This window comes from Paracoccus sp. NBH48 (assembly GCF_015390265.1).
GTDB classification, from domain to species: domain Bacteria; phylum Pseudomonadota; class Alphaproteobacteria; order Rhodobacterales; family Rhodobacteraceae; genus Paracoccus; species Paracoccus marcusii.
This window is the reverse complement of the sequence record NZ_VUOJ01000004.1, coordinates 364,135-378,670: the sequence shown is the minus strand read 5'-3', so window position 1 is coordinate 378,670 and position 14,536 is coordinate 364,135. Positions and strand designations below refer to the sequence as shown.

Sequence of the window (14,536 nt, the reverse complement as noted above, 5' to 3'; positions counted from 1 at the left end):
CGTTACGGTGCCGTCATGAAGATGCTCGTTTTCGGTCACGGCTACAGCGCCGGCTTCCTGACACCCCTGTTGACCGCCCGCGGCTGGCAGGTCACCGGCACCACCCGCGACGACCCTGACCGCGTCGCGGCCGCAGGCGCCGTGCCCCTGCTGTGGCCGGGGTCCGAGGATGCGCTGCGCACGGCCATCGCGCAGGCCGACGCGATCCTGGTCAGCACCGCGCCCGGACCGGACGGCGATCCGGTTCTGGCCGCGTTCCGCGACGACTTGGCTCGCGCCCGGCTCCGGTGGCTAGGCTATCTGTCGACCACTGGCGTCTATGGCGACCGCGACGGGGGCTGGGTCGACGAGGATTCGGTCTTGGACGGGTCGGGGCCGCGCGGTCAGGCCCGCATTACCGCCGAAGCCGCGTGGCAGGACCTGGCCCGCGCCCATGACCTGCCGCTGCACATCTTTCGGCTGGCGGGGATCTATGGTCCCGGTCGCGGTCCGTTCCAGAAGGTCCGCGACGGCACCGCGCGGCGCATCATCAAACCCGGCCAGGTCTTCTCGCGCATCCATGTCGAGGATATCGCCCAGGTCCTGCTGGCCTCGATCGACGCGCCCGACCCGATCGGCATCTACAACGTCTGCGACGACGACCCGGCCGCGCCCCAGGACGTGATCGCCCATGCGGCGACCCTGCTGGGCCTGCCCTTGCCGCCCGCGGTGCCCTTCGATCAGGCCGACATGACCCCGATGGCGCGGTCCTTCTATGGCGACAGCAAGCGGGTCCGGAACGACCGGATCAAGCGCGACCTGGGCGTGACGCTGCACTATCCCGATTACCGGACCGGGCTGGCCGCCCTGCTGGCCCAGGGCGCGTGAGGCCGCGCGCCGCATTGCCTTTGCCCACGGCCCGTGCAAGCTGCGGGCCATGACACAGGATTTCGACATCGTGGTGGCCGGGGGCGGGCTGAACGGCCCGACCTTGGCGCTGGCGCTGGCCCAGGCCGGGCTGCGCGTGGCCGTGGTCGATCCGCGCCCCGCGCGGGCGCGGTCGGGGACGGGCTTTGACGGGCGGGCCTATTCGCTGGCCATCGCCTCGGTCCGGGTGCTGAAGGCGCTTGGCCTGTGGGACCGGCTGGCCCCCGACGCCCAGCCCATCCACCAGATCAAGGCGTCCCAAGGCCAGCCCGGAGAGGGCGCGGGCCATTTCTTCCTGCATTTCGACAGCGCCGAGCTGGGCGAAGGCCCGGTGGGCCATATGCTGGAGGACCGCTTCCTGCACGCCGCCCTGACCGATGCGATGGAGGGCACGGTCACCACCCTGCCCGGCCTGTCCGTCACCGGCCAGGAAGCCGGCCCGGCGGGCGTCACCGCGATCCTGTCCGACGGGCAGCGGTTGACGGCCCGGCTGCTGATCGGTGCGGACGGGCGCGGGGTCGGGCGTGGCCACGCGCGCGGGCATCCGGCGCCAGGGCTGGGATTACGGCCAGACTGCGCTGGTCGCGGCCATCGACCATGCCCTGCCCCATCAGGGCATCGCGCATCAGTATTTCATGGCGACCGGGCCGCTGGCGATCCTGCCCCTGCCCGGCAACCGCAGCAACATCGTCTGGTCGGAAACCACCGCGAACGCCGCGGCCATCGCCGCCCTGGACGACGCCGCCTTCCTGGCGGTCCTGCGGCCGCGCTTTGGCGATTTCCTGGGCGATCTGTCGCTGGCCGGGCCGCGGTTCAGCTATCCGCTGTCGCTATCCCTGGCCGAACGCTATGCCGCCGACCGCGTGGCGCTGGTGGGGGACGCGGCGCATGGGGTCCATCCCATCGCGGGCCAGGGCCTGAACCTGGGCCTGCGCGACGTCGCCGCCCTGGCGGAGGTGCTGGTCGATGCCGCCCGACGCGGCGAGGATATCGGCAGCACGCTGGTGCTGGAGCGGTATCAGGCGTGGCGCAGACCGGATGCGACGACGCTGGCACTGGGCATGGACGGAGTGAACCGACTGTTCGCGACCGACAATCCGGCCGTGGCCGGGCTGCGCGGCCGCGGGCATGGGCGTGGTCGATGCACTGCCAGGACTGCGGCGCGGCTTCATGCGGCAGGCGGCGGGGCTGTCCGTGTCGCCGATGCCGCGGATGCTGGCGGGTCAGGCGCTTTAACCTTCCCCGGGCGGCGGTTTCGCGCCATAGGCTCTGCGCAGCATCGGGGGACGCCATGACGCTTGAACGCTTTCTGCAGGACCTGGACCGCGACATCCGCAAGGCCGCCGATTGGGGCAAGGTCGCCGACTATATCCCCGAACTGGCCGGCGTCGCCCCCGATCAGTTCGGCATCGCCGTGGCCCTGGCGGACGGACAGGTGCTGACCGCCGGGCAGGCGGATCGGGGATTTTCCATCCAGTCGGTCAGCAAGGTGTTCGCGCTGGCCTGCGTGCTGGGCCGCATCGGCGAACAGTTGTGGCTGCGCGTAGGGCGCGAGCCGTCGGGCGACCGGTTCGATTCGATCCTGCTCTTGGAACAGGAGAAGGGCCGGCCCCGGAACCCGTTCATCAACGCGGGCGCCATCGTGGTCACCGACCAGCTGCTGACCGGACGCAGCCCCCAGCAGACCCTGGCCCGAGATCCTGGGCTTCGTGCGCGCGGCGGCCGAGGATGACGACATCCACATCGACAAGGCCGTCGCCCGGTCCGAGGCGCGGACCGGCTATCGTAACGCGGCCCTGGCGCATTACCTGCGCAGCTTTGGCAATCTGCGCAATCCGCCGGACCATGTCATCGGCACCTATGTCCACCAATGCGCGATCGAGATGTCCTGCATCCAGCTGGCCCGCGCGGGCCGGGTCATCGCCGGGCTGTCCTGCGCGCCCGCGCTGCTGGCCCCGGTGAAACAGCGGCGCATCAACGCGCTGATGATGACCTGCGGGCAATATGACGGGTCGGGCAATTTCGCCTTCCGCGTGGGCATGCCCGCGAAATCGGGCGTGGGGGGCGGGCTGCTGGTGATCGCGCCGGGCAAGGCCTCCATCGCGATCTGGTCGCCGGGGCTGGACGGATGGGGCAATTCGCAGATGGGCACGCTGGCCGCCGAGCGGCTGGCCGAATTCACCGGTTGGTCGGTCTTCGGCTGACGCCTCAGGCCACCATCTGCACGGCCTGCGCCAGATCGGCGCGCAGTTCGGCCAAGGCCGCAGGCGCGCGGTCGGGCGGCAGGCGCAGGATCAGGCTGGGATGCCAGGTGATCAGGACCGGGCCGCCGTCGCGCGCCGGTTCGACCAGACCGCGGCGCGGCGTCAGCGGCTTGCGGTTTGCCGGTCAGCGCGAATGCCGCCGTCGCCCCCAGGGCCACGGTCAGGCGCGGCGCGACCATGCGGCGTTCCAGGTCCAGCCACCAGCGACACTGATCGACATGGTCGCGGTCAGGCGTCTGGTGCAGGCGGCGCTTGCCGCGCGGGGTGAAACGGAAATGCTTGACCGCATTGGTCATCCACGCGCGGTCGGGGGCCAGCCCGGCCTCGGCCATGGTGCGGTGCAACAGCTGGCCCGCCGGGCCCACGAAGGGCAGGCCCGCCAGATCCTCCTGATCGCCCGGCGCTTCGCCCACCAGCATCAGGCGGGCGGCAGGATCACCCTGCCCCCAGACGGTCTGGGTGGCCGCATGACACAGCTCGCACCGGGTGCAGCGGGCAGCCTGGGACGCGGCCTGCTCCAGCGTGTCGGGGGTGCTGTCGTCGGGCTGCTGGCGCAGGCGGGCGGTGATCCTGGGCGCAAAGGCCGGCGCATCGGTCGCACCCGCGTCGCGCATCGCCTGAACCCGGCGCGGCGCATCGGCCAGCATGTCGGGGATCAGCCGGGTTTCGGGCAGGTTCTTCCAGTATTTCTTGGGCATCTCGGACCGCATCGCATTGGTCTTGATGCGCGCGGGGTTGAAGATGTTGGCGAAATAGGTCTGCCACAGGTCATGGCTGGCATCGTCGGGCAGATCGGGGCGCGGGGCCGGGTCGTCATAGGCGATGGTGTCGCCGTCGAACCGAGCGGTGCCTTCGGGCGTGGCGATCAGCCAGTCCATGTCGGCGAACCGCTTGGCAAAGAACGGCGTCCCGGCCTCCAGGATCGGGTGTTCGGGTTCGAACCACGCACCGAAGGCCCGGCGCGGCCCGTCCGAGGGCAGTTCGTGAAACCGGACAAAGGCGTGCATCTTGTGGATGTCGCGGCGCACCGATTTCGCCATGCGCGACAGGCGGTCCATCAATGGATCGGCGGGATTGGACAGAAAGCGCCGATCGCCCTGTGCCCGCATCAGCGCCCCGTACAGCAGCGACCAGCGTTCCGGGTCCAAATGGCTGGCGACCTGACGGGCCAGTTGCAGGAACTCCTGTGTGGCGATCACCGGATGATCGCCCGGCGGCGGGGCCGGGTCGGCGCCGAACAGGTCGGGGGGCGTGTCAGGGTCGGCCCAGGTCACGTCCTCCATCGGGACGCGTGCGCTGGCCAGATCGCGGGCGGTCTGACGCCAGGCGTCAAAGCGTCCGAACCGCGGCAGCGGGACCCGGATCATCCGAACAGGGACAGCTGTTCAGGCGGCGGCGCAAAGCGCGCCCGCAGGCCGGCGCTGTCGGTCAGTGCGCCCGGCGTCCAGTCGGGCAGCGTGACGAAGGGCTGGGCCTTGGACATGATTGCGCCCATGCGCAAAAGGTCCGCGTATCGCAGCACGCCGTTCCGGCGCGCGGTCAGGATGCGGCCCACGGTCTTGGTGCCGAAGCCCGGCACCCGCAGCAGCATCTCGCGCGGGGCGCGGGCGACATCGACGGGGAACTGCGCCCGGTTGGCCAGCGCCCAGGCCAGCTTGGGGTCGATCGCCAGGTCCAGGTTGCCGGACGGATGCGCCGACCCGATCTCTGTCGCGTCAAAGCCGTAAAAAGCGCATCAGCCAGTCGGCCTGATACAGGCGATGTTCGCGCATCAGCGGCGGTTTGATCAAGGGCAGCATGGCGGACGCGTCGGGGATCGGGCTGAAGGCCGAGTAATAGACACGCTTCAGCTGATACCCCGAATAGAGATTGGCCGACGTGTTCAGGATGTCGACGTCGGTGGCCTGATCCGCCCCGACGATCATCTGCGTGGACTGCCCGGCGGGGGCAAAGCGCGGCGGCCGCTTGCCGGTATGACTGCGGTCCTTGGCGGCCTCGCGGCCAAGGCGCACGTCGGCCATGGTGGCGCGGATCGTCTCGGGGCGCTTTTCTGGGGCAAGGTGGCGCAGACTGGCATCCTGGGGCAGTTCGACATTCACCGACAGGCGGTCCGCGAACAGCCCCGCCTGCGCCACCAGGTCGGGCGAGGCGTCGGGGATCGTCTTGAGGTGGATGTATCCCTTGAACCCGTGTTCGATCCGCAGCATCCGCGCGATGCGGACCATGTCGCCCATCGTCTGGTCCGGGCTGCGGATGATGCCCGACGACAGGAACAGCCCCTCGATCATGTTGCGGCGATAGAATTCCAATGTCAGCCGGACCACCTCCTCCGGAGAGAACCGGGCGCGTTCGACGTTGCTGCTGACGCGGTTGATGCAATAGGCGCAATCATAAATGCAGAAATTCGTCATCAGGATCTTCAGCAGGCTGATGCAGCGTCCGTCCGGCGTATAGGCATGACAGATCCCCGTGCCCCCGGCCGAGCCGATGCCCCCCGACCGCGAATCGCGTCGCGTCGTTCCGCTGGACGCACAGGAGGCGTCGTATTTCGCGGCGTCCGACAGGATCGCCAGCTTGTCCTGCAAGGTGCGCTGTGCCATGCCGGGAAAGATATGTTCCCCATGCGTTCTTCGCAAGGCGTCGGGCATGAAACAAATGATGCGGAACCGTCACGGACGCGCGATGGTTGGCTGCGCGTTCATCCGTCAGACGTGATGTGCATCGCAACAGCGAAAGGATATGATCGGGACCATGAACATACGCACCCTCGCCCTTGCGCCCGCCCTTCTTGTCGCCATGGCCTTTCCGGCCTTGGCCGAACGCATTCCGCTGTCCGAGATCTCGCGCTATCTCAACAGCCTGACCACGGTCACGTCCGAGTTCACGCAGATCAACCCGGACGGCACGGTATCGACGGGGACCGTCTATATCCAGCGTCCCGGCCGGGTGCGGTTCGAATACGACAACGACCCGACGCTGGTTCTGGCATCGGGCGGCAACGTGGCGATCTTCGACGGCAAGTCGAACGGCGGCCCGCAGCAGTATCCCTTGTCCCAGACGCCGCTGTCGATCATCCTGGATGCCAACGTGAACCTCGGCCGCCAGGGCATGGTCACCGGTCACAGCGAACAGAACAACGGCACCGTCGTCACCGCGCAGGACCCGCAGCGGCCGCAGAACGGCACCATCCAGATGGTGTTCACCGCGCCAACCGAGCTGCGCCAGTGGGTCGTGACAGACGATACCGGCCAGAAGACCACCGTGATCTTGGGAGAGATGTCAAAGGGCGGAACGATCCCTGCCTCGCGGTTCTCGATCCAGTCCGAGGTGCAGCGCCGCTGACCGGCGGCGATTGCATCCTGACAATTGCGTGATTGACGCGCCCCCATGCCGGGGGCAACGCTGCGGCCGACCCCATCCAAGGCTGCAGCCATGCCCCATTCCCGCATCCTGACACCCGTGCTGATCGGCGGATCGCTGATCCTGCTGATCAACTTTGCACTGCGCGCCAGCTTTGGCGTGTTCCAGATTCCCATCGCACAGGATTTCGGCTGGCCCGCGGGCCGAGTTCTCGCTGGCCATCGCGATCCAGAACCTGGCCTGGGGCATCGGCCAGCCGATCTTCGGCGCGATGGCGGAACGATGGGGCGACCGGTGGGCGATCATCGTCGGCGCGATCCTCTACAGCTCCGGCCTGATCCTGACCGCCTTCGCCACGACCCCGGCCAGCATCCAGCTGCTGGAGATCATCGTGGGCTTCGGCATCGCGGGCACCGGGTTCGGGGTGATCCTGGCCGTGGTCGGCCGGGCCGCCAGCGACGACAACCGCAGCCTGGCCCTGGGCATCGCCACCGCCGCCGGATCGGCGGGACAGGTCTTCGGCGCACCCCTGGCCGAAGGGCTGCTGGCCTTCTATCCGTGGCAGTCGGTCTTCATCATCTTCGGCGTGATCGTCCTGTCGACGATGCTGTTCCTGCCGATGCTGGGCGACGGCAGGCCCGCGACCCCGTCGCAGCTGGAGGACAGCATGGGCACCGTTCTGCGGCGCGCGTTCCGCGACCCGTCCTTCATGATGATCTTTGCGGGGTTCTTCTCCTGCGGCTATCAGCTGGGCTTCATCACCGCGCATTTCCCCGCGATGATCACCGAGATGTGCGGCCCCATCGACCCTGCCGGCATGCTGGCGGGCCTTGGCATCGCCACAACGTCGGCGCTTGGGGCGATCGCCATCTCGCTGATCGGGCTGGCGAATATCGGCGGTGCGATCCTGGCGGGATATCTGGGCAAGCGCTATACCAAAAAATACCTGCTGGCGGGCATCTACACGCTGCGCACCATCGCCGCCGCGGCCTTCATCCTGACGCCGATGACGCCTGCCACGGTGGTCGTGTTCTCGCTGGTCATGGGGGGGCTGTGGCTGGCCACGGTGCCGCTGACCTCGGGTCTGGTCGCCTATATCTATGGGTTGCGCTACATGGGGACGCTCTACGGGTTCGTGTTCCTGTCTCACCAGCTGGGATCGTTCATGGGGGTCTGGCTGGGGGGCAAGCTATACGACGCGTCGGGCGACTATTTCCTGGTCTGGTGGATCGGCGTGGGCATCGGGGCCTTCAGCGCCCTGATCCACCTGCCCGTCCGCGAGGCGCCCTATCGCATCCCCGCGCCCGCCATCTGACGCCGCGGCGCAGACCACCGGACCGTCATTTGACCCGGCGGCGCGCGCGGCATAGCTATGCTGCGCGCGACCAAAGGACAGATCATGCAGCCCACCCGCACGCCTCACGACCACGCCATCGCCGTCCGCTATCAGCAGGCCTCGGCCGAGGTGCGCGCCCTGCAGCGGCAATGCTATGCGCTGGCGACCCTGCGCCTGCGTGCCGCCGTTGACCAGGCAGGCGGCGGCGCCGGACTGGCGATCCTCAGCGACATCGACGAGACGATCCTGGACAACAGCGCCGTCATGGCGGCCGCAATGCACAACGAGGGGATGTTCCAGAACATCGACACCTGGCTGTTGTGGGAGCGCGAGGGCAACCCCCACCTGATCCCCGGCGCGGCCGAGTTCTTTGCGCTGGCCGACAGCCTGGGCGTCACGATCTTCTACGTCTCGGACCGATTCGAGGAGAACAAGCTGGCCACCATCGCGACCCTGTCGCGTCTCGGCCTGCCGCAGGTCTGCGCCGAACAGGTCCTGCTGTTCGGTCCGCCCAAGGCCGCCCGCCGCGCACAGGTCGAGGACGGGCACCGCATCGTGCTGCAACTGGGCGACACGCTGCACGATTTCCATGGCGCCTTCGCCGGGGCGGCGCTGGAGGATCAGCACCGCCTGACCGAAGACCACGCCGACCGCTTCGGCCAGGACTGGATCGTCTTTCCCAACGCCGCCCACGGCACCTGGATGGAGGCCGAGCTGCGCCCCTGGCAGCGCGACTAGGGCCGCAGCCGCCGCGCCACACGCGACACCGCACGCAGCGGCGCCGTCACGCGCCACGAGGTGCTGGCCAGCAGCTCTGCCTCGCGGGTCGCACCCCAGCGCTGCGCGGCATCGCGTTCTGCACGGGCCGTGGCCAGGTCCTCGCGCAGCCGCGCGCCTTCGATGGCCATGGCCTCGGCTTCGGCGTTCAGGCGGTCACGCTCCCTGCTGCGTTCGGCGGTGACACGTTCCACGCGTTCGGCAAGGTCGTCCAGCCGGTCCGCCATGGCGTTCGGGTCGTCCAGTGCGATGGCCAGCCGCAGGCGCTCCTGCATCTCGCGTTCGCGCTGTTCGGTCAGCTGTCGCAACTGGACCGACGCAACGTGCTGGCGCCGCTCCATGACCTCAAGACGCTCTGCCTGTTCGGCGATCTGGGCGTCACGGCGGTGGGCCTCCTGCCCTGCACGGCTCAGGTCCCGGCGCGCCTGGGTCAGGTCCGCCGTCAGGCTTTCGACCCGGCCCGACAGATGTGCCACCTGACGGGCACGATGCACGGTCCGCAGGGCCAATCCGTCGAACAGCGGCCCGCTGGCATCCAGCGCCGACCGCAGGCGGTCAAGGTGATCGTGATCCTGCGACGATTCTCCCTCATCGACCCATGCGCCCAGGATCTGCTGCAACTCTGCCACCACCGGAGGCAGGGGCTGTCCGTCGGGACCGGTCGCCGATGCGCCGCGGAAATGCTGCAGGTCACGGCTGAGGAAATCGTCCACCGCGGCGCCGGCCTGATCCGGGCCCCGCGGCCAGTCCAGGTCCAGCGCGTCGGCGATATGGCGGGCCACGGCGCGCCAGTCGTCCATCAGCGCCTCAAAGCTGGTGAAGCAGCGCGGCAGTGCGCGGCTGTCGGCCTCGGCGTCCAGGACGTGGCGCGACCACAGCACCAGCCCGAACTCGGGCTCGTACTCCGCCCACCGGGCCAGCGACGCGGCGACGTCCCACGCGGCACGGTGCGTGTGCACGATCCGGACCTGCGCGCCGAAGCGGTCCAGCGCGGCGATCCAGAAGGGCAGCAGGCGGCAGATCCGCGGGTCTTTCATGACGAACAGCGCCGCATCGCCGTAATCCGCCTGCAGCACCTCGACGGCCTCATCCAGCAGGGTGGCCGCCTCGGGGGTGTCGAACCATGCGGCGGGAAAGCGGCGCGGGTCCCACCAGGTGAAGCCAGCCTGCGCCAGCAGACGGTCGTTCAGCCCGGTGATGCGGTTCGATTCGAAGAACCCCTTGGCGTTCATGTCCGAGGGCGCCATCAGGTCCTGCGGCAGCGCCGCACCCAGATGCCCCAGCACACCCGCCAGCGCCGAGGTTCCCGACCTGTGCATGCCCAGCACGATCAGGGCGGTTCTGACCGGCGGCACGGTCAGGTCGGTCTGCGGGCTGGTCGAGGTCATCTGATGCGTCTCCGGTCGGGGTCAGAGGCAGCGCGCCCCTCCTCCCAAAGGGGGTCGGTCTGCCTGGCGGGCAGGGACCGACTGTCTGCGTGACGGTCTCCTGCCCATCGCAAATGCCTGCAAGGCGTTCAAGAGAAAGTTACTTCTCCTTGGCCTTGTGTGAAGCCTCAAGCGTCGCAACCCGGGCGCGCAGCGCTATCAGTTCATCATTCAGGCCGAAGACAAGACGCAAAAGATATTGGTCCATTGCCCAAGGCGTGGGATGCTCAACTGGCCGGGGAGGCGTAGTGAAGTCCAGTTCTGGCTGCCCGTTTCGTGCGAGATGCTCGTTCAAGGTTGCGATATCATCTCTGCGATCATCCAGAAGCGTCTTCAATGCATCCTGACTGGGAAACAACTTGTCGATGGTCGACAAAGGTTGTTCAGTCTCAGCATCACGCCGAAGAAGATTAGCCACCTTGTCGTACTCTGAGGGGCGCATTGAAATGGGATGCTTGCTGTTGAAAAACAGCCTGCGCCGCAATCTCTACTGCAGACGGAGACACGTTCTCATTAATAGGCCGTACCCCTGCGATTTGATTATTAACCAGAAAATGTTCGACAACATCGCCTATGGCGTCGAAGTTGAACACCTTCAACTTATCGGAAAAAGCATCGTGCCACGGCTTTATGTCGTCAGCAAACCGTATCGATCGTCCTCCGAAAACCGGCATCCAGCTCTCGAAATCACGGACCCTGCCATCGTATGACTTATGCTTTAGGCCCCACTGCGAATAGGCGCTGATCGCCCACTTGTCGTGACGGCGGACGTAGCATTGTATTTCGATCTCGTGCCCACTCTCGGCGATCTTCTGCAACGCCGGGAGCACCATCCCCGAGCGGGGTGCCAGCCACTCGTTGCTCCAAATCGCCTTGGTGACGCCGTCACGATCGCATTGTGACAGCGCCTCCGACAAAGCGGCGAACATCTCGCCGTTAGCGGTGAGAGGATCGCGGGCATTGGCGAAGAAGATGTCAGAGCCAGACCGCTTCTGCCAATCATGACGGTTCAACCCTCCACCATGCTCCAGCATGAGTCCAAGATAGGCTATTCCCTGATCAGCAAGAATATCGCGCCCTGAAAGAAGGGTCTCTTGGATGGAACTGGACCCAGTTTTGCCGTGACCAATATGAACGATCAGCTTGACCATGACGTCTCCTGCTTAAGTGTGGTCCAAGGCTTGTCCTCAGATCCCACACACATATTCGTTTGAACGAAGGCGCGGCGCCGGGTCAGACCCGCTCCTCATCATCCTTGTGCAGAAACACCGAATCCAGCCCCATCCGCGCGGCGATGGCGGGCCACAGGCGCTCGATCAGGTGGTACTCGGTGCCGTCGGTCGGGATCGGTTCATTGGGCCAGGGGTGGTCCTCTCCGAACAGGTCCAGCATCTGCCGGGCGACATCGGCTTTGGTCCAGAACATGTTGCCCACCGGGAACAGCAGCGGGTTCTGCGGCATCGGTCCCGGAAAGCGGTCCGCGATGCCCGCCAGCAGACGCCGCGAATCGTCCCAGGGCACGAAATGCGGCTCGAACGGCGCGACCAGGCCCACGTCGGGGTCGGCGATCCGACGGACGGCCCAGGACAGCATGTCCTGGTCGCCCAGCAGGATGCGATGCAGGAAACGCCGCCAGACATCGCCGTGCGAGGTCGTCTGGACCGACTTCTTCTGATGCAGGTGGCACCAGATGCGATCGTCGCCCGCCAGGCCGTCGCGCCCGAACAGCCGCAGGAAGGGCAGGATGTCCCGGCCCTGGTTGGGCACCAGCTGCGTCTGGATGGTCAGGCCGCGGTCGGCACCCATCTGGCGGATCCGGTCGGCCTTGGCCTCGGTATCGGTGGTCACGACGATGCGCGAGGCCCGTGCGAAGGCCGCCTGATCGCGCAGGTCGTCGTCCAGATCGTCGATGTAGAACGCATGGACGTGGATGGCAAAGTCCGCCACCCCGGCGTCGTCCGGCGCGATGGCCCGATACTCCTCCAGGCGCAGGCGGCGGTGCATCCAGTTGTCGGATGCGGCGACGGTCGTGCGCGCGTCGTCCACGTCGCGCCACAGCAACCGGCGGCCATAGCGGAACAGCTTCTCGCGTTCCTGCCGGCGCAGGGGGCGGTCGGCCTCGGACTTGGTGAACAGCAGCGGGATGTCGATCCGGCTTTCGCCGAGGACGAAGTTGCGCTGCTGCACCAGGCGGTCGTGCAAGGCGCTGCGCATGCGGTGGAACAGTCGCGGCCCGCCGTCATCGGCGGCGGGCTGGTCCTGGTCCGGCGTTCCCGTCTTGCGGGGCAGCGCCAGCAGGGCCCGGACCGCGGCGGCCGGGTCGGCATAGGGGGTGCGCGTGATCCGGTCGGATCCGCGATACCGGTCGTCGGCAAAGCCTGTGGCTCCGTCGAAGCAGACCATCGTCTGGCCGCGCCGCACCGCGTCGAAGACCACGTTCGGCAGCGGGTCCAGCCGCGAGGACAGGAACATCGAATCCGCGGCGTCCATCACGTCCAGATACAGCGGCCCCGCCGGCAGCATGAACAGGTTGCCGTCCGGCCGGTTCGCGCCGACCTGGCGGAGGTGATAGTCGAACCAGACGCCGAACCCCATGTCCTGGTGGTTCCGGCCGTCGCCGATCCAGACGAACACGGTGTCGGGGTCCGCATCGGCGCAGATCTGCGCCGCCTGCACGAAGATGTCGGTGCCCTTGCGCCACTGGACATGGCCCGCGCCGCAGACGATGCGCGCATCCGCCAGATCACGGCCCAGGGCCGCGGAAATCCTGCGCCGCGCCTCGACCCGGCGCCGTTCGGTGACCTGCCCGTCGATCAGCGGATGCTGGGGAATGATGGTGCTGTCAGTCGCGGTGTCGAAGTCGACATCCGCAAGGCGCCCCTGCCAGCTGTCGCGGACATGTTCGGAGGAGAAGATCAGCAGATCCGCAAAGGCCGCCATGTACAGGGACTTCCACGACGGGAACGTATAGTCCGAATATTCATGGATATAGGCTGCGAACGGCACCTGCTGTGCGACCAGCGGATGGATGAACGGCGCGCATTCGACGGAATTCAGGATCGCATGGTCGATCCGGCGGAACACGTCGGCGTTCAGGTAGGGCATCTCGCGCAGCGGGTTCTGGGTCACCAGCGCGCCGCAGCAGTGCGGCAGGAACTGGTCCAGCAGGTCCCCGCCGCGCAGGGCGGCGACCGCGACGTTGTGGGTCCGGCTTGCCTCGCGGACAAGATCGCGCCCGACGACGGGCGCGCCGGTGCGCGACATCTCGTGGACGCAGATCAGGACGGTGGGCAGTTCGGGCCGAAACACCTGCTGGCCCCGGTGCAGCCCCTTGCGCAGATCCGCAAGGGTGCGGCGCCCACCTTCGACCGATCCGAAGCGCAGATAATGCATCAACGGGTTCATCCCCGCCGCCTCGATGTCGGGATACCATTCCAGATAGGCCGACATCGAAAAGTCCGAGATGGCCGCATCGACCGGAGCGCCCAGCAGGATCGCCTCGAACGCCAAGTGCAGGGCATCGGGATGCCCGGCGTCGATCGCCGCGCGAATGCCCGGGTCCGTGACCAGCCTGTCCAGGGCACCGTCGATATGGGGCGCCTGTCGGCGCAGGAGACTGTAATATGTGCCGTTGCGGCCTTCGGCCTTTCCGCAGTCGACGAAATGGCGCAGCAGCGCGGCATCGTCACCGTCGATTTCGGGATAGGTGCGGGCGTAGAATGCCGGGTCGAAGCGAAAATCAGGGCGTCGGTCCGCGATCCCGGCGCGACCGGCAATGGCCGTCCAGATGTCGTTCAGTTGTGGCATTCAGGCTCCTGCAAAGGCGGCGGCAAGAAAGGCAAAGCGCCGGTCGTCCGACATCGACCGGCCACAGAGATCGCGTGACAGCGACATCAGCAGCGGACTGCTGGCGATGATCGGAGCAATGCGGAATGCGGTCACGGTTCCGTCCGCCTGCGCCGACCAGGCGACGGGGGCATCGCCGGAAAAGGCGGTCTGTTCGTCCTGCGGTTGACGATAGCGCAGGGCGCACAGATGTTCGGCAAGAAGCCGCTGACAGAGGCAGGCGCAGTCGGCCAACACCTGAAAGGCAGATGGCCGGGGGGTCAGGTGGGTAAAGCGCAGAACGGTCCCGCCGACCCGACCCGGCCCGGGGTGCAGCGCGGTGGCATCGAATGCTCCCACCGGCCCGGCAAGCACAAGGAAGTCGTTTTCTTTCAAAAGCTCGGCAGACAATGCCTGTGCCTGCTGGCTTGCCTTCGCGTGTAGGATCAACACTATGCCTGCTCCCTCGGGGTGACCTGTTCCGCCGACGCGGTGCTGTCCAAAGACCCGGATTGCGGTGACCGTACAGGGCTTATGGCCAGCCCTGCAGTTGTTTGCAATGCAGCATGTTTCCGGTATGGGTGATCGTGCCAAGGCCACGTTGCGCCGCGCATGTCAGTCACGATCAGCCCGCGTTTCGA

8 protein-coding genes and 5 pseudogenes are annotated in these 14,536 nt (G+C 67.3%); 6 read left to right on the top strand and 7 right to left on the bottom strand.

The annotated features are described in order from the left end of the window. Nucleotides 1-15 precede the first annotated feature (15 nt). The 3 genes and pseudogenes from F1642_RS08715 to F1642_RS08705 all read left to right on the top strand — a co-directional run bounded on the left by F1642_RS08715 (nt 16) and on the right by F1642_RS08705 (nt 3,110). On the top strand, nt 16-867 hold the full coding sequence (locus F1642_RS08715) for an SDR family oxidoreductase (protein ID WP_194886014.1): 852 nt from the start codon (nt 16-18) through the stop codon (nt 865-867). 49 nt (nt 868-916) lie between these two features. Beyond that, nucleotides 917-2,142: pseudogene (locus tag F1642_RS08710) on the top strand (UbiH/UbiF/VisC/COQ6 family ubiquinone biosynthesis hydroxylase). 55 nt (nt 2,143-2,197) lie between these two features. Next, a pseudogene (locus tag F1642_RS08705) lies at nt 2,198-3,110 on the top strand (glutaminase). Between the two features lie 4 nt (nt 3,111-3,114). Here F1642_RS08705 and F1642_RS08700 read toward each other — a convergent pair. Continuing rightward, nucleotides 3,115-4,537, bottom strand: a pseudogene (locus F1642_RS08700) (UdgX family uracil-DNA binding protein). Continuing rightward, nucleotides 4,534-5,770, bottom strand: a pseudogene (locus F1642_RS08695) (putative DNA modification/repair radical SAM protein). Before F1642_RS08695 ends, F1642_RS08700 begins: the two co-directional pseudogenes overlap by 4 nt. Nucleotides 5,771-5,921: 151 nt before the next feature. Here F1642_RS08695 and F1642_RS08690 point away from each other — a divergent pair. The 3 genes and pseudogenes from F1642_RS08690 (at nt 5,922) to F1642_RS08680 (ending at nt 8,604) form a co-directional block, all read left to right on the top strand. Beyond that, complete coding sequence (locus tag F1642_RS08690) at nt 5,922-6,512, top strand: outer-membrane lipoprotein carrier protein LolA (protein ID WP_045982343.1); 591 nt, start codon at nt 5,922-5,924, stop codon at nt 6,510-6,512. Nucleotides 6,513-6,602: 90 nt separating this feature from the next. After that, nucleotides 6,603-7,845: pseudogene (locus F1642_RS08685) on the top strand (MFS transporter). Between the two features lie 84 nt (nt 7,846-7,929). Next, a complete protein-coding gene (locus F1642_RS08680; RefSeq protein ID WP_052715241.1) occupies nt 7,930-8,604 on the top strand; it encodes a 5'-nucleotidase, lipoprotein e(P4) family in 675 nt (224 codons plus the stop codon). Here the strand turns inward: F1642_RS08680 and F1642_RS08675 are convergent. The 5 genes from F1642_RS08675 to F1642_RS08655 all read right to left on the bottom strand — a co-directional run bounded on the left by F1642_RS08675 (nt 8,601) and on the right by F1642_RS08655 (nt 14,489). Beyond that, complete coding sequence (locus tag F1642_RS08675; RefSeq protein WP_194886013.1) at nt 8,601-10,031, bottom strand: sulfotransferase; 1,431 nt, start codon at nt 10,029-10,031, stop codon at nt 8,601-8,603. The genes F1642_RS08680 and F1642_RS08675 overlap by 4 nt on opposite strands. A gap of 139 nt (nt 10,032-10,170) precedes the next feature. Continuing rightward, entirely contained in the window at nt 10,171-10,446 is a 276-nt protein-coding gene (locus tag F1642_RS08670; protein ID WP_194886012.1) for a hypothetical protein, read from the bottom strand. Nucleotides 10,447-10,480: 34 nt separating this feature from the next. Then, nucleotides 10,481-11,221, bottom strand: a complete 741-nt coding sequence (locus F1642_RS08665; protein ID WP_194886011.1) for a hypothetical protein — start codon at nt 11,219-11,221, stop codon at nt 10,481-10,483. An 82-nt stretch (nt 11,222-11,303) separates the two neighbouring features. After that, a complete protein-coding gene (locus F1642_RS08660) occupies nt 11,304-13,877 on the bottom strand; it encodes a rhamnan synthesis F family protein (protein ID WP_194886010.1) in 2,574 nt (857 codons plus the stop codon). Continuing rightward, the gene (locus F1642_RS08655; protein WP_194886009.1) at nt 13,878-14,489 is read right to left on the bottom strand and encodes a hypothetical protein; all 612 of its coding nucleotides are present in this window, start codon (nt 14,487-14,489) and stop codon (nt 13,878-13,880) included. Nucleotides 14,490-14,536 lie beyond the last annotated feature (47 nt).

Excerpts from the sequence above, each read along its gene's own strand:
- F1642_RS08660 (WP_194886010.1), bottom strand. The coding sequence starts at position 13,877 with ATGCCACAACTGAACGACATCTGGACGGCCATTGCCGGTCGCGCCGGG.
- F1642_RS08665 (WP_194886011.1), bottom strand. The coding sequence starts at position 11,221 with ATGGTCAAGCTGATCGTTCATATTGGTCACGGCAAAACTGGGTCCAGT.
- F1642_RS08715 (WP_194886014.1), top strand. The coding sequence starts at position 16 with ATGAAGATGCTCGTTTTCGGTCACGGCTACAGCGCCGGCTTCCTGACA.
- F1642_RS08675 (WP_194886013.1), bottom strand. The coding sequence starts at position 10,031 with ATGACCTCGACCAGCCCGCAGACCGACCTGACCGTGCCGCCGGTCAGA.
- F1642_RS08690 (WP_045982343.1), top strand. The coding sequence starts at position 5,922 with ATGAACATACGCACCCTCGCCCTTGCGCCCGCCCTTCTTGTCGCCATG.
- F1642_RS08680 (WP_052715241.1), top strand. The coding sequence starts at position 7,930 with ATGCAGCCCACCCGCACGCCTCACGACCACGCCATCGCCGTCCGCTAT.